Origin of the sequence: Acidaminobacter sp. JC074, from assembly GCF_022496765.1 — a bacterium.
Lineage (GTDB): Bacteria > Bacillota > Clostridia > Peptostreptococcales > Acidaminobacteraceae > JABXKX01.
In genome coordinates this window covers 141,104-162,020 of record NZ_VANV01000018.1, presented here as the reverse complement: position 1 = coordinate 162,020, position 20,917 = coordinate 141,104, and the positions used below count along the sequence as shown (strand labels likewise).

At 34.3% G+C, this 20,917-nt stretch carries 20 protein-coding genes, 1 tRNA gene and 1 riboswitch; of the genes, 18 read left to right on the top strand and 3 right to left on the bottom strand.

Annotated features, from left to right (window positions below; translation table 11 throughout):
- Both EZV73_RS20090 and EZV73_RS20085 read right to left on the bottom strand, forming a co-directional pair.
- The coding region (locus EZV73_RS20090; RefSeq protein WP_240842217.1) for an anti-sigma factor domain-containing protein at positions 1-2,065 on the bottom strand (2,065 nt) is incomplete at its 3' end.
- Positions 2,066-2,076: 11 nt separating this feature from the next.
- A complete protein-coding gene (locus EZV73_RS20085; RefSeq protein ID WP_240842216.1) occupies positions 2,077-2,712 on the bottom strand; it encodes a sigma factor in 636 nt (211 codons plus the stop codon).
- 158 nt (positions 2,713-2,870) lie between these two features.
- On the opposite strand from EZV73_RS20085, the gene EZV73_RS20080 reads away from it, so the two are divergent.
- The 18 genes from EZV73_RS20080 to EZV73_RS19995 all read left to right on the top strand — a co-directional run bounded on the left by EZV73_RS20080 (position 2,871) and on the right by EZV73_RS19995 (position 19,927).
- A complete protein-coding gene (locus EZV73_RS20080) occupies positions 2,871-4,670 on the top strand; it encodes a family 20 glycosylhydrolase (RefSeq protein ID WP_240842215.1) in 1,800 nt (599 codons plus the stop codon).
- Positions 4,649-5,521: a DUF2156 domain-containing protein gene (locus EZV73_RS20075; RefSeq protein ID WP_240842214.1), complete on the top strand. Its 873-nt coding sequence runs from the start codon at positions 4,649-4,651 to the stop codon at positions 5,519-5,521. The genes EZV73_RS20080 and EZV73_RS20075 overlap by 22 nt, the downstream gene beginning before the upstream one ends.
- Positions 5,522-5,588: 67 nt before the next feature.
- Positions 5,589-6,935: a 23S rRNA (uracil(1939)-C(5))-methyltransferase RlmD gene (gene rlmD / locus EZV73_RS20070; RefSeq protein ID WP_240842213.1), complete on the top strand. Its 1,347-nt coding sequence runs from the start codon at positions 5,589-5,591 to the stop codon at positions 6,933-6,935.
- 105 nt (positions 6,936-7,040) lie between these two features.
- The gene (locus EZV73_RS20065) at positions 7,041-7,415 is read left to right on the top strand and encodes a hypothetical protein (RefSeq protein ID WP_240842212.1); all 375 of its coding nucleotides are present in this window, start codon (positions 7,041-7,043) and stop codon (positions 7,413-7,415) included.
- 230 nt (positions 7,416-7,645) lie between these two features.
- Positions 7,646-8,104 (top strand): GNAT family N-acetyltransferase, encoded by a 459-nt coding sequence (locus tag EZV73_RS20060; protein ID WP_240842211.1) that lies wholly within the window; start codon positions 7,646-7,648, stop codon positions 8,102-8,104.
- Between the two features lie 91 nt (positions 8,105-8,195).
- Positions 8,196-8,552, top strand: coding sequence for an alcohol dehydrogenase catalytic domain-containing protein (locus EZV73_RS20055; protein ID WP_240842210.1), 357 nt, complete (start codon positions 8,196-8,198; stop codon positions 8,550-8,552).
- Positions 8,549-9,178, top strand: a complete 630-nt coding sequence (locus EZV73_RS20050; protein ID WP_240842209.1) for an NAD(P)-dependent alcohol dehydrogenase — start codon at positions 8,549-8,551, stop codon at positions 9,176-9,178. Before EZV73_RS20055 ends, EZV73_RS20050 begins: the two co-directional genes overlap by 4 nt.
- A complete protein-coding gene (locus EZV73_RS20045) occupies positions 9,175-9,720 on the top strand; it encodes an N-acetyltransferase (RefSeq protein WP_240842208.1) in 546 nt (181 codons plus the stop codon). Before EZV73_RS20050 ends, EZV73_RS20045 begins: the two co-directional genes overlap by 4 nt.
- Before the next feature lie 133 nt (positions 9,721-9,853).
- Positions 9,854-10,183: a zinc ribbon domain-containing protein YjdM gene (locus tag EZV73_RS20040; RefSeq protein ID WP_240842207.1), complete on the top strand. Its 330-nt coding sequence runs from the start codon at positions 9,854-9,856 to the stop codon at positions 10,181-10,183.
- A 66-nt stretch (positions 10,184-10,249) separates the two neighbouring features.
- Positions 10,250-10,355, top strand: a riboswitch (TPP riboswitch).
- A gap of 57 nt (positions 10,356-10,412) precedes the next feature.
- Positions 10,413-11,003 (top strand): energy-coupled thiamine transporter ThiT, encoded by a 591-nt coding sequence (gene thiT / locus EZV73_RS20035; RefSeq protein ID WP_240842206.1) that lies wholly within the window; start codon positions 10,413-10,415, stop codon positions 11,001-11,003.
- A complete protein-coding gene (gene tenA, locus EZV73_RS20030) occupies positions 11,000-11,659 on the top strand; it encodes a thiaminase II (protein ID WP_240842205.1) in 660 nt (219 codons plus the stop codon). The genes thiT and tenA overlap by 4 nt, the downstream gene beginning before the upstream one ends.
- Positions 11,660-11,835: 176 nt before the next feature.
- Positions 11,836-13,011 carry a trigger factor gene (locus tag EZV73_RS20025; protein WP_240842204.1) on the top strand — a complete coding sequence of 392 codons (1,176 nt, stop codon included), beginning with the start codon at positions 11,836-11,838 and terminating at the stop codon, positions 13,009-13,011.
- A 58-nt stretch (positions 13,012-13,069) separates the two neighbouring features.
- Positions 13,070-14,308, top strand: a complete 1,239-nt coding sequence (locus tag EZV73_RS20020) for a 4Fe-4S binding protein (protein WP_240842203.1) — start codon at positions 13,070-13,072, stop codon at positions 14,306-14,308.
- Between the two features lies 1 nt (position 14,309).
- Positions 14,310-15,422: a DEAD/DEAH box helicase gene (locus tag EZV73_RS20015; RefSeq protein WP_240842202.1), complete on the top strand. Its 1,113-nt coding sequence runs from the start codon at positions 14,310-14,312 to the stop codon at positions 15,420-15,422.
- 90 nt (positions 15,423-15,512) lie between these two features.
- Entirely contained in the window at positions 15,513-15,671 is a 159-nt protein-coding gene (locus EZV73_RS20010; protein ID WP_240842201.1) for an anti-sigma factor domain-containing protein, read from the top strand.
- The gene (locus EZV73_RS20005; RefSeq protein ID WP_240842200.1) at positions 15,672-17,075 is read left to right on the top strand and encodes a hypothetical protein; all 1,404 of its coding nucleotides are present in this window, start codon (positions 15,672-15,674) and stop codon (positions 17,073-17,075) included.
- A 62-nt stretch (positions 17,076-17,137) separates the two neighbouring features.
- Positions 17,138-17,213: transfer RNA gene (locus EZV73_RS20000), tRNA-Val, on the top strand.
- A 98-nt stretch (positions 17,214-17,311) separates the two neighbouring features.
- Positions 17,312-19,927: a glycoside hydrolase family 97 protein gene (locus tag EZV73_RS19995; protein ID WP_240842199.1), complete on the top strand. Its 2,616-nt coding sequence runs from the start codon at positions 17,312-17,314 to the stop codon at positions 19,925-19,927.
- Here the strand turns inward: EZV73_RS19995 and EZV73_RS19990 are convergent.
- Positions 19,912-20,898, bottom strand: coding sequence for a LacI family DNA-binding transcriptional regulator (locus EZV73_RS19990; protein ID WP_240842198.1), 987 nt, complete (start codon positions 20,896-20,898; stop codon positions 19,912-19,914). The two genes, EZV73_RS19995 and EZV73_RS19990, sit on opposite strands and share 16 nt — an antisense overlap.
- Between the last annotated feature and the right edge of the window lie 19 nt (positions 20,899-20,917).

Genomic DNA, 20,917 nt, shown 5'->3' with positions numbered 1-20,917 from the left:
CATTAGAGTCATCATCATTAGAGTCATCATCATTAGAGTCATCATCATTAGAGTCATCATCATTAGAGTCATCATCATTAGAGTCATCATCATTAGAGTCATCATCATTAGAGTCATCATCATTAGAGTCATCATYATTAGAGTCATCATCATTAGAGTCATCATTATTAGAGTCATCATCATTAGAGTCATCATCATTAGAGTCATCATTATTAGAGTCATCATCATTAGAGTCATCATTATTAGAGTCATCATCATTGGAATCATCATCATTAGAGTCATCATCATTAGAGTCATCATCATTAGAGTCATTGTCATTGGAGTCATCATCATTGGAGTCATCATTATTAGAGTCATCGTCATTGGAATCATCATCATCAGAATCATCATTGGAGTCACCATCATTGGACTCATCATCATTGGACTCATCATCATCAGAATCATCATCATTAGAGTCATCATTATTAGAGTCATCATTATTAGAGCCATCATCATTAGAATCATCATCATTAGAATCATCATTATTAGAGTCATCTTCATTTGAGTCATCATCATTAGAGTCATCGTCAATGGAATCATCATCATTTGAATCATCTTCTAAATCATCACTAGAGTTGTTGTTTGACTCATCATCATTAGAGTCATCGTCAATGGAATCATCATCATTTGAATCATCTTCTAAATCATCACTAGAGTTGTTGTTTGACTCATCATCTTGTTGTTCACTGGTAGAATCGCCTTGATTAACAGTTACACTATCAAATGAACTTTGAAGATTTGAATCTTTAGTGCTAGTTGATTCGGTCTGAGTATCGGTCTCACTAAATAAGTTAGAGTTCATTAGTTCTTCCAAAAGAGATTCGGCTTGTACAAGTTGATGTTCTAAAATTTGGATATCAACACTGTTATCCAGAACAGCCATGAATGAAACAACTTTTTCATCATCGAACATAAGCAACTTTTCAACCAAAAGGTTAATTTTTTCTAGCAAATCTTCTCTTGTTATTTTAGCTTTTTCAAGTTCAGCATCAAGTATATCTTGTGCCTCAGTTATTAGTATTAACATGTCATCTATTGTACCTGACCTTAGAATTGAATCTGCATTGGTCATAAAATATTCAATATCCTTTAGATTAATACTAATATTTTTTATTTCATCTATGATAGCCTTTGCATCAATATAGGCCGAATAATGTTGGATAATCTTTTCTGATTCCATAGCTAGAGCTTCAACATCGGGATTATCCTCATTTATCTTTGTCATAAAGTTGTTAACCATTGTTGTTTTTGAATCAAAGTTCTTGATAATCTCTATGTTTTTTTCAAGTAATTCTCTATCAAGTGGGTCGTCTATATAAATGACATGTTCTTTGTTATCGTTTAGATCAAGTATTTGTTGAGTGGATAAGCTATTGTTAATAGGTACTTTTGCCATCATGACAAGCTCGTTACGACCGATACTTTCGTCTGATTCAAGTGCATACATAGCACGGTCCCAGTCGCTCTCTACAAGCACAATTTTGGAGTTTGTTTGTGTCTTTATATCTTGAGTTTTTTCTATTAAATCAGATTCAAATGCTTCAAAGTCTTTTTTAGTTGTCACAGATAAAAGGATGACATTATTAGATTGGTTCAAATAATCATTTTCTTCTGATAATATGATTAAATCATGGATTACATCAAAGTAGTCTTTACCTATGAAATCTTTTCGATAGAGTTTATTTGCAGATGAGTTAAGTGGATTAATGTTTAAAACTTGATAATTCCTATCAATGGCAATGTTATAGCTTGGATTTATATCAATGGATACAAGGGCATAAAGTTCTTCTGTATTAATTTGTGGTATTGCAATTAAGGTAACCATAATAATAGCAATAGTTGCCAGCATATAACTGAGTCTTATCATGCGACTTTCACCATTTTTATTGTAAAGGTCGTCATCGACAAAGTAAATCTGCTGGCCTACATACATATTGTTTTTTCTCTTAATACGTTTGTAGGCAGAGTCTTTGGTTAGCACAATTGCATATTCAGATGTGATTTTAAAAACAATTGCCTGATGCATTCTTTTCTCCATTATTTTAACCATTCTTGAATGGCAGTTAATTTCTTATCAAATATAATAACAACACTGATAATAAACAGTTTACTTTTTTTGATTATTTTAATACTTGTGTCAAATGCTTTTGACATTAAGGTAATCGGTAATCTTTTTTTAGCATAGATATGTTCAACAAAAGAAGGAACCTTGCTTGTTTCTTCTCCTATATGTATGGCTCTTTTTCTTGTATCCACATGTTTAGGTGCGTGGTCTATTAAGATTTCAAAATCAACTCCGAATGATAAAAGCACTTTTTCAAAGTATTCGATTTCATCTCTTAAAACATGATTACTCTCTACAACTACGTTTTCATAATCTGTGTGTTCATCTAAATGTTGACTCTTCCAATGGTTCTTTATTCTACTTTCGATGACCAACTTTGCATAAGATAAAAACCTACCTTTGTCTGGTTGGTATTTTTTTAGTGCTTCATTAAATGCGATGAGTCCAATAGAATATTCATCATCGTTATGAATGTCAAGGTAAGACCCTTTAAGATCTGATATGGTTTTGATGATAAAAGGTCTGTACTCGTTTATGAAATTATCTATATTAGTCTTATCATTTTCAAGAATAATTTTGTATACGTGTTTGTCAATCGCTTGTGTCATAATGCCTCCACTAATATAAGTATACCTAATTTTTAGCATTTTAATTAAGAAATTGAGAAAAAGTGTAAATTACTATAGAACAAAGCATGATTTTCTTTATGTGATTGGCTTGGTTAATGAAAGGCCATGTATTAAACTATTATAGAGGAGGCAAATATATGAACTTAATTCCAATGCCAAAAAACATAATAAACAATGAAGGACACTTCTCTATAGATTTTAACACAAGTATCAAATGTCAACTAGATAAAGCTTCTCATAATGTTGCAGACCAACTGGTGAATTTTGTAGATTCAAAGCTCAGTATAAAGCTAAAAAAGTCATCCAATGCAGAAGGTGTCATTGATCTTATCGTAGATGACATAGAGGAGTTATATCGAATTGAGGTCGGTAAAGAAAAAATAAGTTTGATAGGAAAAGACATTAAAGGCGTATTTTATGCCAGTCAAACTCTAAAGCAATTAATTGTCGAATATGGTAGACACATACCGGCTTGTATTATAAGTGATAAGCCTGACTTTGGTGACCGTGGCTTTTATCATGACGTTACAAGAGGGAAGGTGCCAAAACTTGAAAGATTAAAAGAAATTGCAGATACATGTGCATATTATAAGTTAAATCAACTTCAACTATACATTGAACACACCTTTTTATTTTCCGGCCAAAGTGAAGTCTGGTCAGTCACAGACCCTTTAAGTGCTGATGAAATTATTGAGTTTGACCAATATTGTCAAGATAGATACATTGAACTGGTGCCGTCCATTTCTACTTTTGGTCACCTCTATGAGCTTCTACAGACGGAGTCATACAAACACTTGAGTGAGCTGGATAGGTTTGATTATTTTTCATTTGAAGACAGGATGAGTCATCACACGCTCAATGTTTCTTTAGAGGAAAGTTTTGAAGTCGTTAAGCGTATGATTGATGATTTTATGCCGCTTGTATCCAGTAATCGCTTTAATATTTGTGCTGATGAAACCTTTGATCTTGGTGAAGGTAAAAATGCAGACCTTGCAAAAAAACTTGGCAAAAGTAAGCTTTATGTGGATTTTCTGATCAAGATAGTTGATTATGTAAAATCTCATAATAAGGAAGTCATGTTTTGGGGAGATATCATCATCAAACATCCCGAGCACATTAAAGATCTACCTAAAGACCTTATTTGCCTAAACTGGTGGTACTGGCTTGATTATCCTGAAGAAAAAGTAAAAATTATTGATGAAAACGGTTTTAGACAATTCATGTGCCCAGGGGTTAATGGATGGAACACACTTATGAACAACCATCAGATGGCTTATGATAATGTGCGCTTAATGACAGACTATGCCAATAAGTATAAGGTTCAAGGCATCTTAAATACCGACTGGGGCGATTATGGTCATATGAACGACTTTTCAGGTTCAATACCTGGTCTTATTTATGGGGCGTCTTTTGCATGGGGAGATCATAGGTCTTATAATGACTTAAACAAGGCTATTGATCTTATTGAATTTAACAACTTAGGCATCATGAGCATAATAGATGAGATATCAAGACTACATTTTTGCAACTTAACGGCTGTAGTTCATTATTTTGAAAAGAAAAAAAGAGTCTATTTAGATCGTATTGATGTGTCGTATGATAAGCTTCTATATGCTGAAAAACGTTTGGATAGCTTGTATGAGGACTTATTGGACAAGTATGTTCTTGCTTCTGATAATATAAAAGGTCACCTTAGAGCGTATTTATTAGCCTGTAAGGGTATAAAGTATCTTAACCGCTTATATATGGTCATAAAAGTTGAAGAAGACAAGGTCGATTGGTCACTTGATTTTAAATACAGTGATTTAGCTTCTGATATAGAGTACTGGCTTTTAGACTTTAAGAAAAAATGGTATATAGACAATAAACCCTCTGAAATATATAGAATTGTAAACTTTTTTAAGGATGTGAACATATGGCTAAGAAGGCTGAAATGAAAAAACTTGATATAGAAGATAAGAAAGTGATTAAAGGGCGTCTAACAGACTTTCAGATTCAGGCTTCAGAACTTTCATTTACAAATTTATATGCTTGGCGTAACAAGTATCAGTTTCACTATATGATTCTTAATGATTTTTTATGGTTGGTAAATATCAAAGAAGATATCTATTATCTGTCACAGCCAATTGGTAACTACGAGGATATAGAAGGATTGTATCAATCTATAAATTTTATGAAAGATTATTTAAAGGATAGACCCTTTATCATGAAAAAGGTGGAAGAAAAATTTGTAGACATCCTAATGAAATCAAGTCTGTCATCTACCTTTAAAGCCATTAGAGACGATTATGACTATCTCTATGATTATACAGGCATGAAAGAGCTTTCAGGCAAAACTTATAGAAAGAAAAAAAATCACATCAATCAGTTTTTAAAGAAATATACATGGCATTATGAAGTCATGAGTGAAAAGAACTTTGCTGATGTAAAAAGAATCTGTGACTTATGGTTTGATGATGTCAATGATGAAAAAATGGCCCTTGATGATGTTTTAGACCATTTTGACTATTTAGATGTAACTGGTGGTGTATTGTATGTAGAAAATAAACCTGTATCATTTATTATAGGAGAAAGACTTAATCAAGATACCCTTGTCATTCACTTTGAAAAGGGAGACAATAACTATCACGGTGTTTATCCTATGGTTTTTCACGAGTACATACAAGATAAACTTGGTTTTAAGTATATCAACAGGGAACAAGACTTGGGGATACCGGGTCTTAGAAAGTCCAAACTTTCTTATCACCCTGTAGATTTTGTAAAAAAATATAATGTCACCATCATTTGATGTATCATTTTTTCTAGAATAATGGTATTCTATCAAGGTTGGATTAAAAGTATATGAAGGAAATAAGATGAGTAAAAAGTTTGTAGAAACCCAAAAGAACATTAGAGGAAAAGCACTTTATTATGATGAAAATGGATGTGGCGTTGTAGAACAAGGTAAGATGAAGATCCCTGTACCATTTTTGCTAAAGGATGAAGTAGCTGATTTATTTGTAGTAAAACAAGGTAAGTATTTTACAAGCAGGATTGATAAATTGATAGAAACATCAAATGATCGTGTGAAACCTAAGTGCGAGTATTATACAAGTTGTGGCGGCTGTCAGTTGATGCATATGTCATACGATGCACAACTTAAGTTTAAAACCAAATATGTTAAAGGTCTCTATAAAGGCTACAAGGTTGAAGATACAATAGGTATGGATGACCCTTATGCTTATAGAAATAAGATGATCTCGACTTTTAAGTTTGATAAAAAGATAAAAAGCGGCTTTTATAAGCTCTACAGTCATGATGTTGTCTCAATAAAAAAATGTTTGGTACAAGACGATTTAGCAGATCCTATTATGGAAACCATTAGGCAACTTGCCAATCAATACAAATTAAAGGTTTTTAATGAAGATAAGAAATCTGGTTTCTTAAGACATGTCCTTATTAGAACAGGTCATTATTCTAGAGAAGTTTTGGTAGTATTAGTTGTTGCAGATAGGGTATTTCCAGGTAAAGGACAGTTTATAAAAGCCCTTGTAAAAAGACATCCTGAGATAAAAACAATTATTCAGAATGTCAACAAGAGACAAACAAGCGTCGTATTAGGAGAAGAAGAACATATCCTATATGGTAGTGGTACTATCAAAGACCAGTTGATGGGTCTGACTTTCAACATATCATCAAAGTCCTTTTATCAAATTAACCCAGTCCAAACTGAGAAGTTATATGGCCTTGCCATAGAGATGGCTGATTTAAAAGAAAAGGATTTGGTTATTGATACTTACAGTGGTATTGGTACCATTTCATTGATCGCTGCTAAGAAGGCCAACAAAGTATTTGGGGTTGAGATTAATAAAGCAGCTATTAAAAATGCCATTAAGAATGCTAAGATTAACAAAATTAGCAATGTTCAATTTGTTGAGGGTGATGCAGGAAAAATAATGGTGCAAATGGCCAAGGAGAGAGTACCTGTAACAACAGTATTTATGGATCCACCAAGATCAGGTAGTGATGAAAAATTCTTATCATCTATTGTAAAACTCAAGCCCAAAAAGGTCATTTACATTTCATGCAACCCAGCGACTCAAAAGAGGGATGTTGATTATCTTTTAAAACGCGGTTACGAGCTAGAACGCATTGTACCTGTAGATATGTTTTCTCACACCAATCATGTGGAAAGTGTATGTAAACTAAAGCTGAAGAAGTAATGTAGAATATATGTGATTAGGTTTTTAAGCCTAGTCACTTTTTTTGATGACTTCACTGTGTGACTGTTTATGGATGGGGTATAGAATGATTAAGGAGGATTTTTCATGTTCATAGCGATTTTAGGCTCCATTATATTTTTTATAATCTCAATCGTTTATATCTTAGTTGCCTTAGGCAAACCCCTGGGGGAATATGTTATGGGCGGTAAAGACAAACTTGTAGCAAAAAATATGAGGATAGTCATATTGGTTTCTGTTCTCGTACAGTGGTTTGCTATCTTAATACTGTTGCAAACTGCAGGCATACTGCCTTTGATCTTTTCTGCTCTTGTGACAAGGCGGATATGTATATTTCTTTCAGTCTACCTGTCTATTAATGTTCTAATGAACTTATTTTCTAGAAGTAAAAAAGAAAGATATACTATGACACCTCTTTCATTGATTGTTGCTATAAGCTTTTGGATGACTGCCTTAATGTAGACCTTTATAGGTGATCACTTTGTCAAAAAAATAATTTACTTTGATGCAGGTTAGTCCTGCATTTTTAGTTTGAAGAAAGACCCGATAAACTTTAAAATGTATAGGTCGTAATCGAGTAATATAAATACCACAGATTCTAACATATAAAACTAGGTGTAATAATGATGCAACCACATAGCTTAGTGGTTCATGCTATCATAATTATAAAGATAGTTATGAAAGGAAAAGTTATGATAACTCTAAGAAAAATAACAAAGGATAATGTCAATGCGGTCATAGATTTAAGTGATACTTTGAGTGCTGCACAAAACGAACTTGTTGCGCCAAATGCTATTTCACTTGCACAGGCTTATGGTTATATGGATTTAGCTTGGCCAAGAGCGGTTTATTTGGATGAAACGCCCATTGGTTTTGTTATGCTCAATAAAGAATGTAAGTACCATGATTCAGAAACGGTAAACGGAGCCTATTTATGGCGGATGATGATTTCAGCAGATTATCAGAGAAAAGGTTATGGGAAAGAAGTCATTAGAATTTTGGTAGAAATGCTTCGTTCTGAAGGTAAGAAGTATTTTAAAGTCACAAGTATGCTTAGTGAAGGCAGTCCCAAGGAGTTTTATGAGAAACAAGGTTTTATCAATACAGGTCAAATGCAGGGAGATGAGTTGGTTCTATTTATGGATTTATAGAGAATTTTTTTGATATGTTAGTCGTTAACTTATAGGATAAAAGGGTAGTATATTTATAGAGAGTGTCACATGTGTATGAAAGGATTAAATCATGAAAGCCGTTTATTATGAACATTATGGAAGTCCAGATGTCGTTATCCTAAAAGAACTTGAAAGACCTGTACCGAAAGATAATGAAGTTTTAGTAAAAATTGTAGCTTCAAGTATAAACTTTGCGGATTATGCTTGTCTGACTGGCAGTCCATTTCCAATCAAGCTGGTGAATGGTCTTTTTGGTCCAAAGAATAAGATTTTAGGAATGGATTATTCTGGTGTTGTTGAAGCTCTGGGGAAAGAGGTTAAATCATTTCAAGTAGGCGATCATGTATTTGGTGAGCTTTCTGATTTTGGTATGGGGGCTTTTTCTGAGTACCGATGTATAGATGAGAAAATCCTGACAAAAAAATGAAATCCGTATCACATGAAGAAGCAGCAACACTTGCTCTTGCTGGTGTAACAGCTCTTCAGGGGATAAGAGATTATGGTAAGGTAAAGAAAGGCTCTAAGGTCTTGATTAACGGTGCTAGCAGCGGCGTAGCTTCATTTGCTGTACAAATCGCAAAGGATTTTGGTGCCGAGGTAAGTGTTTTATGTAGTGAAGAGAAAAAAGATGTCATGTTTTCTATTGGCGCAGACCATATATTTGGCTATAATAAAATTTCATTATCAGATATGATAGGTGATTATGACTTGATATATGATTGTGCAACTTATAAACCGGCTAAGGATTATGAACATCTCTTATCTGAGAAGGGCATATACATAGCCAATGGCGGTGCGATGAAGCACTTGTTTAAAGTTATGATTTTCGGCAAGATGATGTCTAAAAAAGATGGTATCACTTATACCAACTACCTAGCAAAGTTTTCATTAGAGGATTTAGACTTTCTTCATACCATGCTTGTAGAAGAAAGATTAAAACCATTGATATACAAGAGCTTTGATTTAGATGAAATCGTAAATGCCTTAAAGACCTATAAGAGTAGAAAATCATATGGAAAGATTGTTGTGAGAATAAATAAGGAGACTGTATGAGTTATGATGTAAAAAGATTAAGTCCGGATTTGATTCCTGATTATCTGAAATTCTTTGATGATATAGCCTTTTGCGATAATCCTGCTTGGTCAAAGTGTTATTGTTGTCACTTTTATTTATCAGATGATAATGATGTGAATACAAGAGACTATTGTCAAGAGCTTATAAAAGAAGGTAAGTTAAATGGTTTCTTAGCCTTTGAAAATGATAGACCAGTTGGGTGGTGCAACTGTGATGAAATTAATAATTACCCTAGGATTATTCAAAATCCATATGGATTAGACATTTTAGATAATACGGTAGCCTTGGTATGCTTTTTAGTTGATCCTAAAAGAAGAAGACAAGGTATTGCAAGTGCATTGATTGTGTATGCTATTGCTTTTTATAAAAATACAGGTTACGAGTGGATGGATGTTGTTACTATGAAACAAGCATCAAGCGATCAAGATAATTATCATGGTCCAAGAAGTTTATATGATAGATTAGATTTTGCTGTTGTAGGAGAAAATGACCACTTTTATATCATGAGAAGAAGATTATAGACGATACATAAATTCTGAGGTGATCAATCTCGGAATTTTTTCTTGAAAACTTTGATGTGATTTAATCATTGACTTAACAGACAAAAAGATAGATAATGTAGTGGTTCTGTTAATTGATTTATAAGGAGGCTTTATGTTACCTAATTGTATAAAATGTCATTCAGAATATACATATGAGGATGGTGTGTTCATCATTTGTCCAGAATGTGGTTTTGAATGGCAACCAGAAGTTGAAACTGAATATGTATGGAAGGATGTAAATGGCAACATCTTAAATGATGGAGATTCTGTTACAGTCATCAAACAACTTAAAGTTAAAGGATCTTCTACTGGTATCAAGCAAGGGACTAAAATAAAAAATATCAAACTTAAGGAAACTGAAGATGGGCTTCATGACATTGATTGCAAAATAGATGGTATAGGTCGTATTGAGATTTCTTCTAAGTATGTAAAAAAGATTTAAATGTATCATAAGTTTAAAACTTATCTAGTTAAATTTGGTTGCACATCATAATAAAATAGTTTATACTGTGTTTGACATGGGAGCTGCTGTAGCGGCTGAGAGTGAAGTAGGACTTCAGACCATTAGACCTGATCTGGGTAATGCCAGCGTAGGAAGCATAGTTTAGTTATGTTTGACGTCTCAGGTAGGCGTCTTTTTTGGTTCCCTACTGCAATTTAAGGAGGAAAAAATGGAAGTTATTTTGGCAACAATTTTAACAGTAGCTGTATTTGCATTTGCTATTGTTAAACTGACTAAATTCAAGTGGAATACCAAATCAATAGCACGAATTGGGATCGTATCAGCACTGACAATTGTTCTGTATTCAATCAAGTTGGTACCATTCCCACAAGGTGGTGGCTGTTCTTTGTTATCGGTACTGCCTATTATGATTTTAGCTGTGCTTTATGGCATGGAAGAAGCATTTATCTGCGGTATTATTGTAGGTATTACAAAAATCATCATAGCACCTCCGTATTTTCCAATGCAAATTCCACTAGACTATTTAGGGGCAATGATTGCACTTGGTTTAACACCTATCTTTGGTACAAAAAATCCAATTAGATTATTAGGTGGTGCATTGTTTGCAACATCTATTTCTACATTCTTCAGTATCTTGTCAGGTATTATTTTCTTTGGTCAATTTGCACCAGAAGGTATGTCGACTTGGGCATATGCTACGATTTATAACATTGCTGGCTACGGTGTAGAAGTTGGCTTGAGTATTGTTATACTATTAATCATCTCACCAAGACTTAAGAGATTTGAGGTGAGAACATGATGTTTACAGATAGACTACTAGCAGATCAAAGAGTCAAAGATTATTATCAAGCATATCTAGACCATCCCTTTATAAAAGGTTTACTCGACGGCAGCTTAGATAGAGAAAAGTATAAGAATTACTTGATTCAAGATACACATTATTTAAAAGACTATTCCAAGGTTTTTGCAAATGTTTATCTCTTACTGGACAATGTTAGAGATCTTCAGTTTTTACATACTTGCATTGGTGTGGTCATGAGTGAAGAAACCAATATGCATATCCAGTATCTAAAAGATTATGACTTAGATGTTTTTAAAGTAGAATCTTTAGAAGAAAAACAAGCAACTAGAGACTATCTAGATTTTATGCTCCAGTATGCACCAGAAAAAAATGCAGCAAAACTCTTTTGTGCTGCACTGCCATGCACGCTAACTTATGAGTTTATAGGTAAAGCCTTAAAGAAAAAGCGTTTAGAAGTTGGTGGAGATAATTATTATGATGCTTGGATAGACGCTTATGCTGGTCAGGCATTTGAGGATTTTGCAGTAAGATCTATTGAACTTATGAATGATTTGGTAGAAGGTTATCAAGAAAGCGATTTAGTAGAACTCATTGACATCTTCGTTGAATCTTGTGAACACGAAATGAATTTCTGGCATATGAGTTATGAATAAATTGTGTCGGCTATTGCCGGCATTCTTTTTTATTAAAATTCTGTAATTGATTAAGAATGCATAAAATAATGAATAAAATATTAAAATGTCATCAAATTGCCACTTTTGTATCATAAATTAATAGAAGTATGATATACTATACACTGACTTAAAAAAATAAGAACTGGAGAAAGAGAATGAAAAAATTAAAAAAACTATTAATTGCGATGTTGGCTCTAAGCGTATTATTTGCTGTAGGATGTTCATCGCAAAATAATGAAACAGCAAATGAAGAGACAAATGAAGTAACTGCAGAAGCGACTAATGAAACAGCTACTGAAACAGAAGCAACAGAAGAAGCTGCTGCTGAAGCAATAGATTACTCTGCAGGTCTTAACGAAAATGGATTTATTGATGGCGTAACAGCTAAGGATTTTGTACAATTACCTGATTACATGAACATATCAGTACCAAGTGATGTACACACAATTGCAGATGAAGTAGTAGATGCAAACATTGATGGTATCTTAGCAAACTTCTTAGGTGAAGAAAAAGTTATGGACCGTGAAATCGCCTTAGGTGATACTGTAAATATTGATTATGTAGGTTCTGTCGATGGTGTTGAATTCCAAGGTGGTTCAACAGGCGGTGCTGGTACTGATGTTACAATTGGTGTGACTCAATACATTGATGACTTCTTAGAGCAATTGATTGGTCATAAGCCAGGTGAGAGCTTTGATATTGAAGTAACATTCCCAGAAGAATATGGTAATGCAGAATTAAATGGTAAAGATGCTGTATTTGCAATTACTGTTAACTATATTTCTGTTCCTGTAACACCTGAGTTAGATGATGCTTTTGTTGCTGAAAACTTATCAGTGGAATACAATGTAACAACTGTTGCAGAGTTAAAAGAAGTTATCAAAGAAAACTTAAAATCAAATGCTGTAATGGGTTATGTACAAAACTACTTGTTAACAGAATCAACTGTAGATTCAGTACCTGAAGCAGTAACAACTTACCAACAAAACTCTGTTATCAACTACTTTAAGATGACAGCTAATACTTACGGCATGCCTTACAAGGATTTCATCAAAGCATATGCTGGTTATGATTCCGAAGAAGCTATGTTAGAAGCATCTGCACCTGCTATTGAGGAAAATTCTCAAATTACATTAATCATTCAAGCTATTGCTGAAGATTCAGGTGTGGCAGTTGATGATGAAGCTTTAAAAGCATACTTTGTAGAGTACACAGGATCGGATGATTACAGTGTATTTGAAGAAATGTATGGTATCCCATATTTAAAGTTTTCAGTTTTACAAGAAAACATCTTAAACATGGTTAATGAAAAAGCTACATTAGCAAACTAAATCATTATTAGCTCTGAGTTATGCTCAGAGCTTTTTAAGTTTCAGATAAGGAGAAAGTATGGCTCATTTAACAGGCAGAAGTGGTTATAAAAACTTGATTGATAGATTCAACAGGTTCCCTCAAGGGGCACCAGAATCAGAATCACTTTATGAGATTTTAAAGGTTATGTTTACACATGAAGAAGCGTCATTGGTTTCTAAACTACCCATAAAACCCTTTCGTGTAGAAGATGCTGCGAAAATCTGGAAGCTATCGAATGAGCAGGCATATGAGATTTTAAATAGCTTATCTGAAAAAGCGCTACTACTAGATATGGATGAATGGTATGTGGTACCACCACCTATGATTGGTTTCTTTGAATTTGCCTTGATGAGAACAGGTGGCCACTTTGATCAAAAGCTTTTAAGTGAACTCTTTCATCAGTATCTGGAAAACGAAGAGGATTTTATGAGAAAGCTTCTAAGTTTAACCACACCGATTGGAAGAATTCTTGTAAATGAAAAGAGTCTTGATAAAAAAGATCATGCTTATGTCTTAGAATATGAAAAAGCCAGTCATATAATCAAGCAAGCTGATTCTATAGGTGTGAGCAGATGTTACTGTAGACATAAAGCGGAGCATTTGGGCCAGGTTTGTGATGCACCACAGGAGGTCTGTTTATCTATCAATGGTTTATCTAAATCCTTATCAAAACATGGTTATGCAAGACTCATTTCAAATGAGGAAGCTCTAGAGATCCTTGAAATATCTTATAAACATAATCTTGTTCAGTTTGCTGAAAATGTTCAGGATGATGTAGGATTTATCTGTAACTGTTGTGGCTGTTGCTGTATGGCTTTAAAGGGTGCCAAGAAGATGGGGCTAGCTCAAACTCTTTCATCATCTAATTTTATAGCCAGCCTGAATGATCAATGTATCTCATGTAAGAAATGCATCAAAGTCTGTCCAATGGGATGTTTTGACTTTGACAATCAAGTAATTTTAGATGATGAGCTTTGTATTGGCTGTGGTGTTTGCGCGCGTGTCTGTCAGTTTGATGCGATTACCATGGGTAAAAGAGATGTTAGGATATTTACGCCTGTCAACACGGTTCATAAGCTGGTTTTAGAGGCAATAGAAACAGATACTTTGCATCATCTGATTTTTGACAATCATTCACTGGCAAGCCATCGTTTTATGGCTGCCTTTACAGGTGCTTTTCTTAAGTTGCCGCCTGTTAAGCAAATACTGGTGAGTGAAACTTTCCAGTCCAAATATCTGATGAAGTTAATAGAGAATTACAATAAAAAGGAGTAATATGTCGTTTTATAAATTAGGACTTGCTTGGGAAATGGTTTATGCCTTAGAGTGTCAAAATATCATTGATCCAACACCCATTCAGAATATGACCATTCCACATATTCTAGATGGTAAAGATGTTTTAGGAGAAGCTCAAACTGGTACGGGAAAGACGCTTGCGTTTTTATTACCCCTTATCCAATCCATAGAAGATGACCAGGGGACACAGGTCTTGATCATCACACCAACAAGGGAGCTTGCCATTCAAATAACTGCAGAAGCTAAAAAGTTGTTAGAAATGAAATCCATCAATATTTTAGCTGCATATGGCGGTCAAGACATCAATGCTCAACTTCATGCCTTAAAGGGAAAAATACATATGATTATAGGTACACCGGGAAGGGTTCTAGATCATATGAAACGTGGGTCTTTTGATGTTAATCAGATTAGGTCTCTTGTTGTGGACGAAGCTGACCAACTTTTTCATATAGGTTTTAAAGAAGAACTCAAACAAATCATTAAGTTTATACCTAAAGAGAGACAAACCTTGTGTTTTTCTGCGACTCTGAGTCACCGTGTAGATTCTTTTTCTAAGAACTATCTAAAAGAACCGGTTCATTTGGTTGCGCCTAAGAAGACCATAACACTAGACAAGATATCTCAATTGATTATAGAAACATCAGGCAGAAAGAAATATGACGACTTTAAAAAGCTTTTAAAATCTCAAGCTGTTCAAAAGGCAATGATATTTTGTCGTTCCAGAAAAGGATCAGATGCCCTATTTATGGCCATGAAAGATGATGGCTTCGATGTTGAAGTCCTTCATGGTGGTTTAACTCAAGCTAAAAGAGAGTTTGTTATGAATCAATTTAAGACGACGGGTCTTAAATATTTGATTGCCACAGATGTTGCTGCACGTGGATTAGATATCAATGATGTGAGTCATGTATTTAATTATAACTTACCAGACGATCCTGAAAACTATGTTCACAGAATTGGTCGTACAGGAAGAGCATTAAATGAAGGTAAGTCATTTATCTTATATACGCTTAAGGATGATAAAAGACTTGTAGCCATAGAAAATTTTATTGGTATGACCATAGAAAGACAGGTTAAAATTCACGAAAAGTGATATAATAAAACACATTTCTTATATTTAGGTCCCTAAAATTCAACACTTGATTGTATAGTATACGAAAAGGGAAAAGAAATGGGTGATGTTATGAAAAAAGGATTGGTTGTAAAAATAAAAAAAGATTACGCTATCCTCTTAACCGATGAGCATGAGTTTATTCGTGTTCATTTAAAAGATGACTTGATGATTGGTAATAAAGTCTACTTCGTAGAGGAAGATATCTATGAAAATGCGGATTCTTCTTAATTGAGATATAAAAAGCAAGCACTTAGTATGGCAGCTGTAGCCTATTTGATACTATTTGCTGTTATTGGTGGCAATATGAATGCAGTAGAACCATATGCCCTGGTCTCAATAGATATAAATCCAAGTTTGGAGATTACAATTGATGACAATCAGGATGTAATTGAAATTATGCCACTAAATAGTGAAGCATATGATGTGTTTGATGAAGATATGATAGGTGAAAATATCATGTACGTTTTAGGTGATATCATCGATAAAGCGGATGAGAATGATTATTTATCTAAGAAGAACAACAATATTCTAATCTCATCAGTAACATATGATGAAGATGATGCAGATGATTTTAGTGATGAAATTAGGAACTTTTTAGAAGAAAATCTAGAACCTAGTGAAAATATCAGAGTGATATATATTGAAAGTGACTTAGAAACTGTAGAAGAAGCTAAAGTAAATCAAGTCAGTATTGGTAAACAAGTTGTAAATAATCTTAAGGACAAACAAGACAAGTCAGATAATGACGAAGAATCTGAAGATATACTAGAAGCTAATGTTGTGTTAGATGACTTAGATGATTTAGAGGATGCTTACTTAGGATTTATTGAAAGACTTATGTTGGTTCCTGATACTGCTGAAGATTATAACGTTATCGAGGCGTTTCTATCTGATATAGAAGAGTTAGATAAGGATGATAACAATATTCCTACAGAATATCTAGATGAATATCCTTCACTTGTATTAATGAAAAATAGAGCGAGAGATATTTGGAGATTGTTCCAGAAGGACTATCAAGAACTTTGGGCTAAGAGCCAAGGTGATGAAGCTGATGAGGCTGATGAACCAGAAGATGTTGATGAGCCAGAAGATCCCGAGGATTTAGAAGATTTGTACAGTTTTGTATCTAGATTACATTTTGCTAAAATGGCAGGTGCAGAGGGTTTTGAAGATTTCTTAGATGATCATTTTATTTACGACCCCGCTAGTGAAACATATACTTTAGATTATGATTCACTAGATGAAGGTGAAAAGCCAAGTGATTTATTAAGAGAGGCAAAATCTCATTGGGATCCTATCAAACATCAGTATCAAAAGGACTGGGGAAAGGCTCAAGAATCTGATGAGGATGAAAGTGATGATCCAGAGGATGAAGATACATCAGAAGATCTACCTTGGGATAGTCAATTGGCACTTGAAGAAGATCAAGATTTACAGGAGTGGTTAGAGGTTTTATTGGCTAATGAGGATACAAATTCTTTTGCGATTGAATATGAATCTGACTTGAAAGATGCCGAAGAAGAACAGACTTTTAGAGATCTAAAAATAGAAGTCAAAGAGAAGTTCATGAGTTTAAAGGAAAAGGGCAATAGTAATAAGCCCGATAATAAAAATAAAGGTAAGAAAAATTAGACATGGAAACATGTCTTTTTTTATTGCAAAATTTAATTTTATTGATTATGATAAGTATATATGGTCGATTAACTCAGTTGGTAGAGTGTTTCCTTGACGTGGAAGAAGCCGTGGGTTCAAGTCCCGCATTGACCACCAAATCTCTTCATTGAAGAGATTTTTTTTTGCATTCCAATCAATAATTTAGTATAATACCAAAAGAAGGTTAACGTTAACCTATTTTGAAAGGAATTGTTATGAAAAAAGTATTACTGTTGTTTATAAGCATTTTACTATCTTTTAGTATGCTTTCATGTGAAGAAGAGATCTTATCTTTAGAAGTATCGTCACCTGATGATTCCATTAAGGTAGTCATACATTCACAAGAAGATCTGACTTATGAAGTTACTTACAAGGATGAAAAAATTATTTTGCCATCTGAACTAGGTTTTGAGTTTGAGTCTATTGAACCTATGACGAGTTTCAATATCATGAGCTTTGAACAAGTTGAAGTAAATGACTCTTGGACGCCTGTATGGGGACAAAGGTCTAACATTGACAATCACTATAATGAACTAAAGGTGGTTCTAGAAGAAAAGTCATCAAAAAAAGTCTTAGATCTTTATTTTAGAGTATTTAACGATGGCCTAGGCTTTAGGTATATCATACCTAAGCAAGAAGGAATCAATGAAATACATGTGATGGATGAGTTGACTCAGTTTAAAATAGCTGAGGATGCCAAAACATGGTGGATTAGAAACGATTGGGATTCTTATGAGTACCTTTACAAAGAGACGTCTCTTTCAGAAGTCAAAGATGCATCAACACCACTAACCATGAAATTCCCATCAGGGACACATGTCTCTATACATGAAGCAGCCCTAGTAGATTATGCTGGCATGGCTTTAAGACATGGTGGGGATCTTAACTTAGAAAGTCATTTAGCACCATGGCCTGATGGGGTGAAAGTGAAGGCATCAGAAACTATGACAACACCGTGGCGTACCATTACAATTGCTGATGATGCAGGTGGTCTTGCAGATTCAAGTTTGATATTAAACCTCAATGAACCAAGTCAAATTAAAGATGCATCATGGATTACACCTATGAAATATATGGGTATTTGGTGGGAAATGCATATTAAGAAATCAGACTGGGGTAGACACAACTTAAACCATGGTGCCACAACTGAAAATGCTAAGTACTACATTGACTTTATTGAAAAGTACCTGTCTGATGACGAACCAATCGGTTTACTTGTAGAAGGATGGAACCAAGGTTGGGATGGCAACTGGATTGAAAACTATGATCTTTTTAAGTTCACAGAAGATGGTGAATATGAGGACTTTGATGTCAGTGAAGTTGTTGCTTATGGTCAAGAAAGAAATGTTGAGTACATCATGCATAATGAAACGTCTGGTGGTATAGAAAACTATGAAGCTTCTATGGATGATGCTTATTCGGATTATCAGAGACTTTCCATTAATGCGATTAAATCAGGATATGTAGCTGATGGTGGAATGAAGCAGCCAAGAGGCCAACACCATCATGGTCAATATATGGTGAATCATTACAACAATGCCGTTAAAAAGGCTGCTGAGTATCAAATTGTGATTAACACACACGAGCCAATTAAAGCCACAGGGCTTAGCCGTACTTATCCGAACTGGGTGGCGCGTGAAGGTGTACAAGGTATGGAATACAATGCTTGGAGTGAAGGGAATCCACCAGAACATACAACTATTTTACCTTTTACAAGAATATTAGGTGGTCCTATTGACTATACACCAGGTATTTTTGATGTGACCATTGATAATGGTACTTATAGGGTTCATACCACACGTGCTAAGCAGCTTGCACTTTACGTCATACTTTATAGTCCGCTTCAAATGATTACAGATTTACCTGAAAACTATTTAGATGATTCTTCTAAGCCTTATGAAGAGTTTAAGTTTGTTCAGGATGTAGCAGTGGATTGGGACGAGTCTAAGATTATCTCAGCTGAGATTGGTGACTATGTAATGACTGCTAGAAAGACCAAAGGAAAAGATGAATGGTTTGTTGGTTGTATAACTGATGAAGAATCAAGAGAACTTTCTTTACCACTAGATTTTCTAGGTGAGGGACTCTATACTGCTGAGGTCTACACAGACGATACAAATACAGACTACTTAACTAACCCTAACAATGTTGCGACTTATAAGCTGCTTGTAGATAATACTGATGTACTTCCAATTTCTTTATCTCAAGGTGGTGGTACTGCCATAAGACTTTATCCATCTAGTCAAGAAGAACAAGATAGCTTGGTTAAGTATATTGTAGGTAATATCAGTGTTAAAGATATTGTGATGAAAAAATCCATTCAATCGAATGACTTATTCGAAGTCACGCTTTCTATAGAAAACACATCTGGCATGACACTGGGAATTGATATGCCTTTTATGATGGACGATGAACTTATTGAGACTAAATATATGCGTATCAAGCCTCATAGTACTGAAACCTATACATTTTCAAAGGACGATATTTTCGAACCTGGAACATATCAGATCGAGGTTGGAGATCTTCTGAATGAGACGCTTGTAGTTGATAAAAAAGAGGCAAGTTTAGAATTAATCGATTTTGAAGTCTTTGTAAATACTAACAAGGCAATGGCTAGAGTCAAAGTACTTAACTCAGGTTATGAAGCAGGTGAAAAGAACTTGGTATTTAAGGTTAATGATCAAGTTATAGAAGAAAAGCTTGTAGAAGTAGAAAGTGCCCCAGGCGGTAAAACCAAGGGCATCACATTTAGATTTGATTTGAGTCAAACGGGTATTTATAAGATTCAAATTAATGATTTAATTTATGAACTTAATCATACAGTGGAGTAATCTTTAACAGAATCTCTTATTTGAAGTTTAACATCAATAATATAATTTTTTGAAGGTAGCTTTTGATCCATGTTGTTTAACAATAAATCACAAGCTACTTTTGCTTTTTCATCTATATCCTGTTGAATGGTCGTTAGTCTTGGTGATGAGTATTTACCATAAGGTAGGTCATCAAACCCGATAATGGACATGCGATCAGGAACCAAGTGTCCCTTTTCCTTGAGGATTTCCATGACATCAAGGGCTAGAATATCTGCTGTTATAAATAGTCCAGTGATATCTGTTTTTAAAGCCTTCTCAACAATATGTTCAGGAGAATGGTCATTGTAAATATGTTCATCATTTATTTCTATATGGTGTTTTTTTAAGGTATCTGTAAAACCTTGAAATCTTGCCTTAGAAATTGGACTATGGTCTATGGCGTATGTCGCCAAACCTACTTTAGTATGACCTTTAGATATAAAGTGCTGGGCTGCAAGACAGCCACCCTTATAGTCATCAATACCGACATTTGTTATGGTATCAAGGTTGTTGTAGGAATCTGTAAAAATAAGTGGTATATCATGTTCATCCTGGATACTCAGTACATCGTCTTCAAAAAGTCCTAGAAAAATTGCCCCTGCTGCATGCCATGATTTTAAGTGCCTTGATACTTCTTTAAAATTATCTAGCCCAACCACCATGCTGTAATAACCTTTTTCTTGTAAAAAAGGGATGATGCCTGATAACATTCTTGCGTTATATGGATTATCCGGTTTACTATCTTTTCTCAGTATTATTGCGATAATATTTGTTTTCTTTGATATTAATGATCGTGCTGAATAATTTGGTACATAGCCGAGTTCATCAATGATTTTGTTGATTCTTTTAGCAGTTTTAGCTGAAACTTTTGACTGGTTGCCATTGACAACTCTTGAAACAGTCATAACGCTTACACCAGCTTTTTTTGCAATGTCTTTTAATGTTACCATATAGCCTCCTGATTCCATG

What these genes read in the sequence shown, in the direction of transcription:
- EZV73_RS20085 (WP_240842216.1), bottom strand. Translation starts at nt 2,712, where the DNA reads ATGACACAAGCGATTGACAAACACGTATACAAAATTATTCTTGAAAAT.
- EZV73_RS20080 (WP_240842215.1), top strand. Translation starts at nt 2,871, where the DNA reads ATGAACTTAATTCCAATGCCAAAAAACATAATAAACAATGAAGGACAC.
- EZV73_RS20075 (WP_240842214.1), top strand. Translation starts at nt 4,649, where the DNA reads ATGGCTAAGAAGGCTGAAATGAAAAAACTTGATATAGAAGATAAGAAA.
- rlmD (WP_240842213.1), top strand. Translation starts at nt 5,589, where the DNA reads ATGAGTAAAAAGTTTGTAGAAACCCAAAAGAACATTAGAGGAAAAGCA.
- EZV73_RS20065 (WP_240842212.1), top strand. Translation starts at nt 7,041, where the DNA reads ATGTTCATAGCGATTTTAGGCTCCATTATATTTTTTATAATCTCAATC.
- EZV73_RS20060 (WP_240842211.1), top strand. Translation starts at nt 7,646, where the DNA reads ATGATAACTCTAAGAAAAATAACAAAGGATAATGTCAATGCGGTCATA.
- EZV73_RS20055 (WP_240842210.1), top strand. Translation starts at nt 8,196, where the DNA reads ATGAAAGCCGTTTATTATGAACATTATGGAAGTCCAGATGTCGTTATC.
- EZV73_RS20050 (WP_240842209.1), top strand. Translation starts at nt 8,549, where the DNA reads ATGAAATCCGTATCACATGAAGAAGCAGCAACACTTGCTCTTGCTGGT.
- EZV73_RS20045 (WP_240842208.1), top strand. Translation starts at nt 9,175, where the DNA reads ATGAGTTATGATGTAAAAAGATTAAGTCCGGATTTGATTCCTGATTAT.
- EZV73_RS20040 (WP_240842207.1), top strand. Translation starts at nt 9,854, where the DNA reads ATGTTACCTAATTGTATAAAATGTCATTCAGAATATACATATGAGGAT.
- thiT (WP_240842206.1), top strand. Translation starts at nt 10,413, where the DNA reads ATGGAAGTTATTTTGGCAACAATTTTAACAGTAGCTGTATTTGCATTT.
- tenA (WP_240842205.1), top strand. Translation starts at nt 11,000, where the DNA reads ATGATGTTTACAGATAGACTACTAGCAGATCAAAGAGTCAAAGATTAT.
- EZV73_RS20025 (WP_240842204.1), top strand. Translation starts at nt 11,836, where the DNA reads ATGAAAAAATTAAAAAAACTATTAATTGCGATGTTGGCTCTAAGCGTA.
- EZV73_RS20020 (WP_240842203.1), top strand. Translation starts at nt 13,070, where the DNA reads ATGGCTCATTTAACAGGCAGAAGTGGTTATAAAAACTTGATTGATAGA.
- EZV73_RS20015 (WP_240842202.1), top strand. Translation starts at nt 14,310, where the DNA reads ATGTCGTTTTATAAATTAGGACTTGCTTGGGAAATGGTTTATGCCTTA.
- EZV73_RS20010 (WP_240842201.1), top strand. Translation starts at nt 15,513, where the DNA reads ATGAAAAAAGGATTGGTTGTAAAAATAAAAAAAGATTACGCTATCCTC.
- EZV73_RS19995 (WP_240842199.1), top strand. Translation starts at nt 17,312, where the DNA reads ATGAAAAAAGTATTACTGTTGTTTATAAGCATTTTACTATCTTTTAGT.
- EZV73_RS19990 (WP_240842198.1), bottom strand. Translation starts at nt 20,898, where the DNA reads ATGGTAACATTAAAAGACATTGCAAAAAAAGCTGGTGTAAGCGTTATG.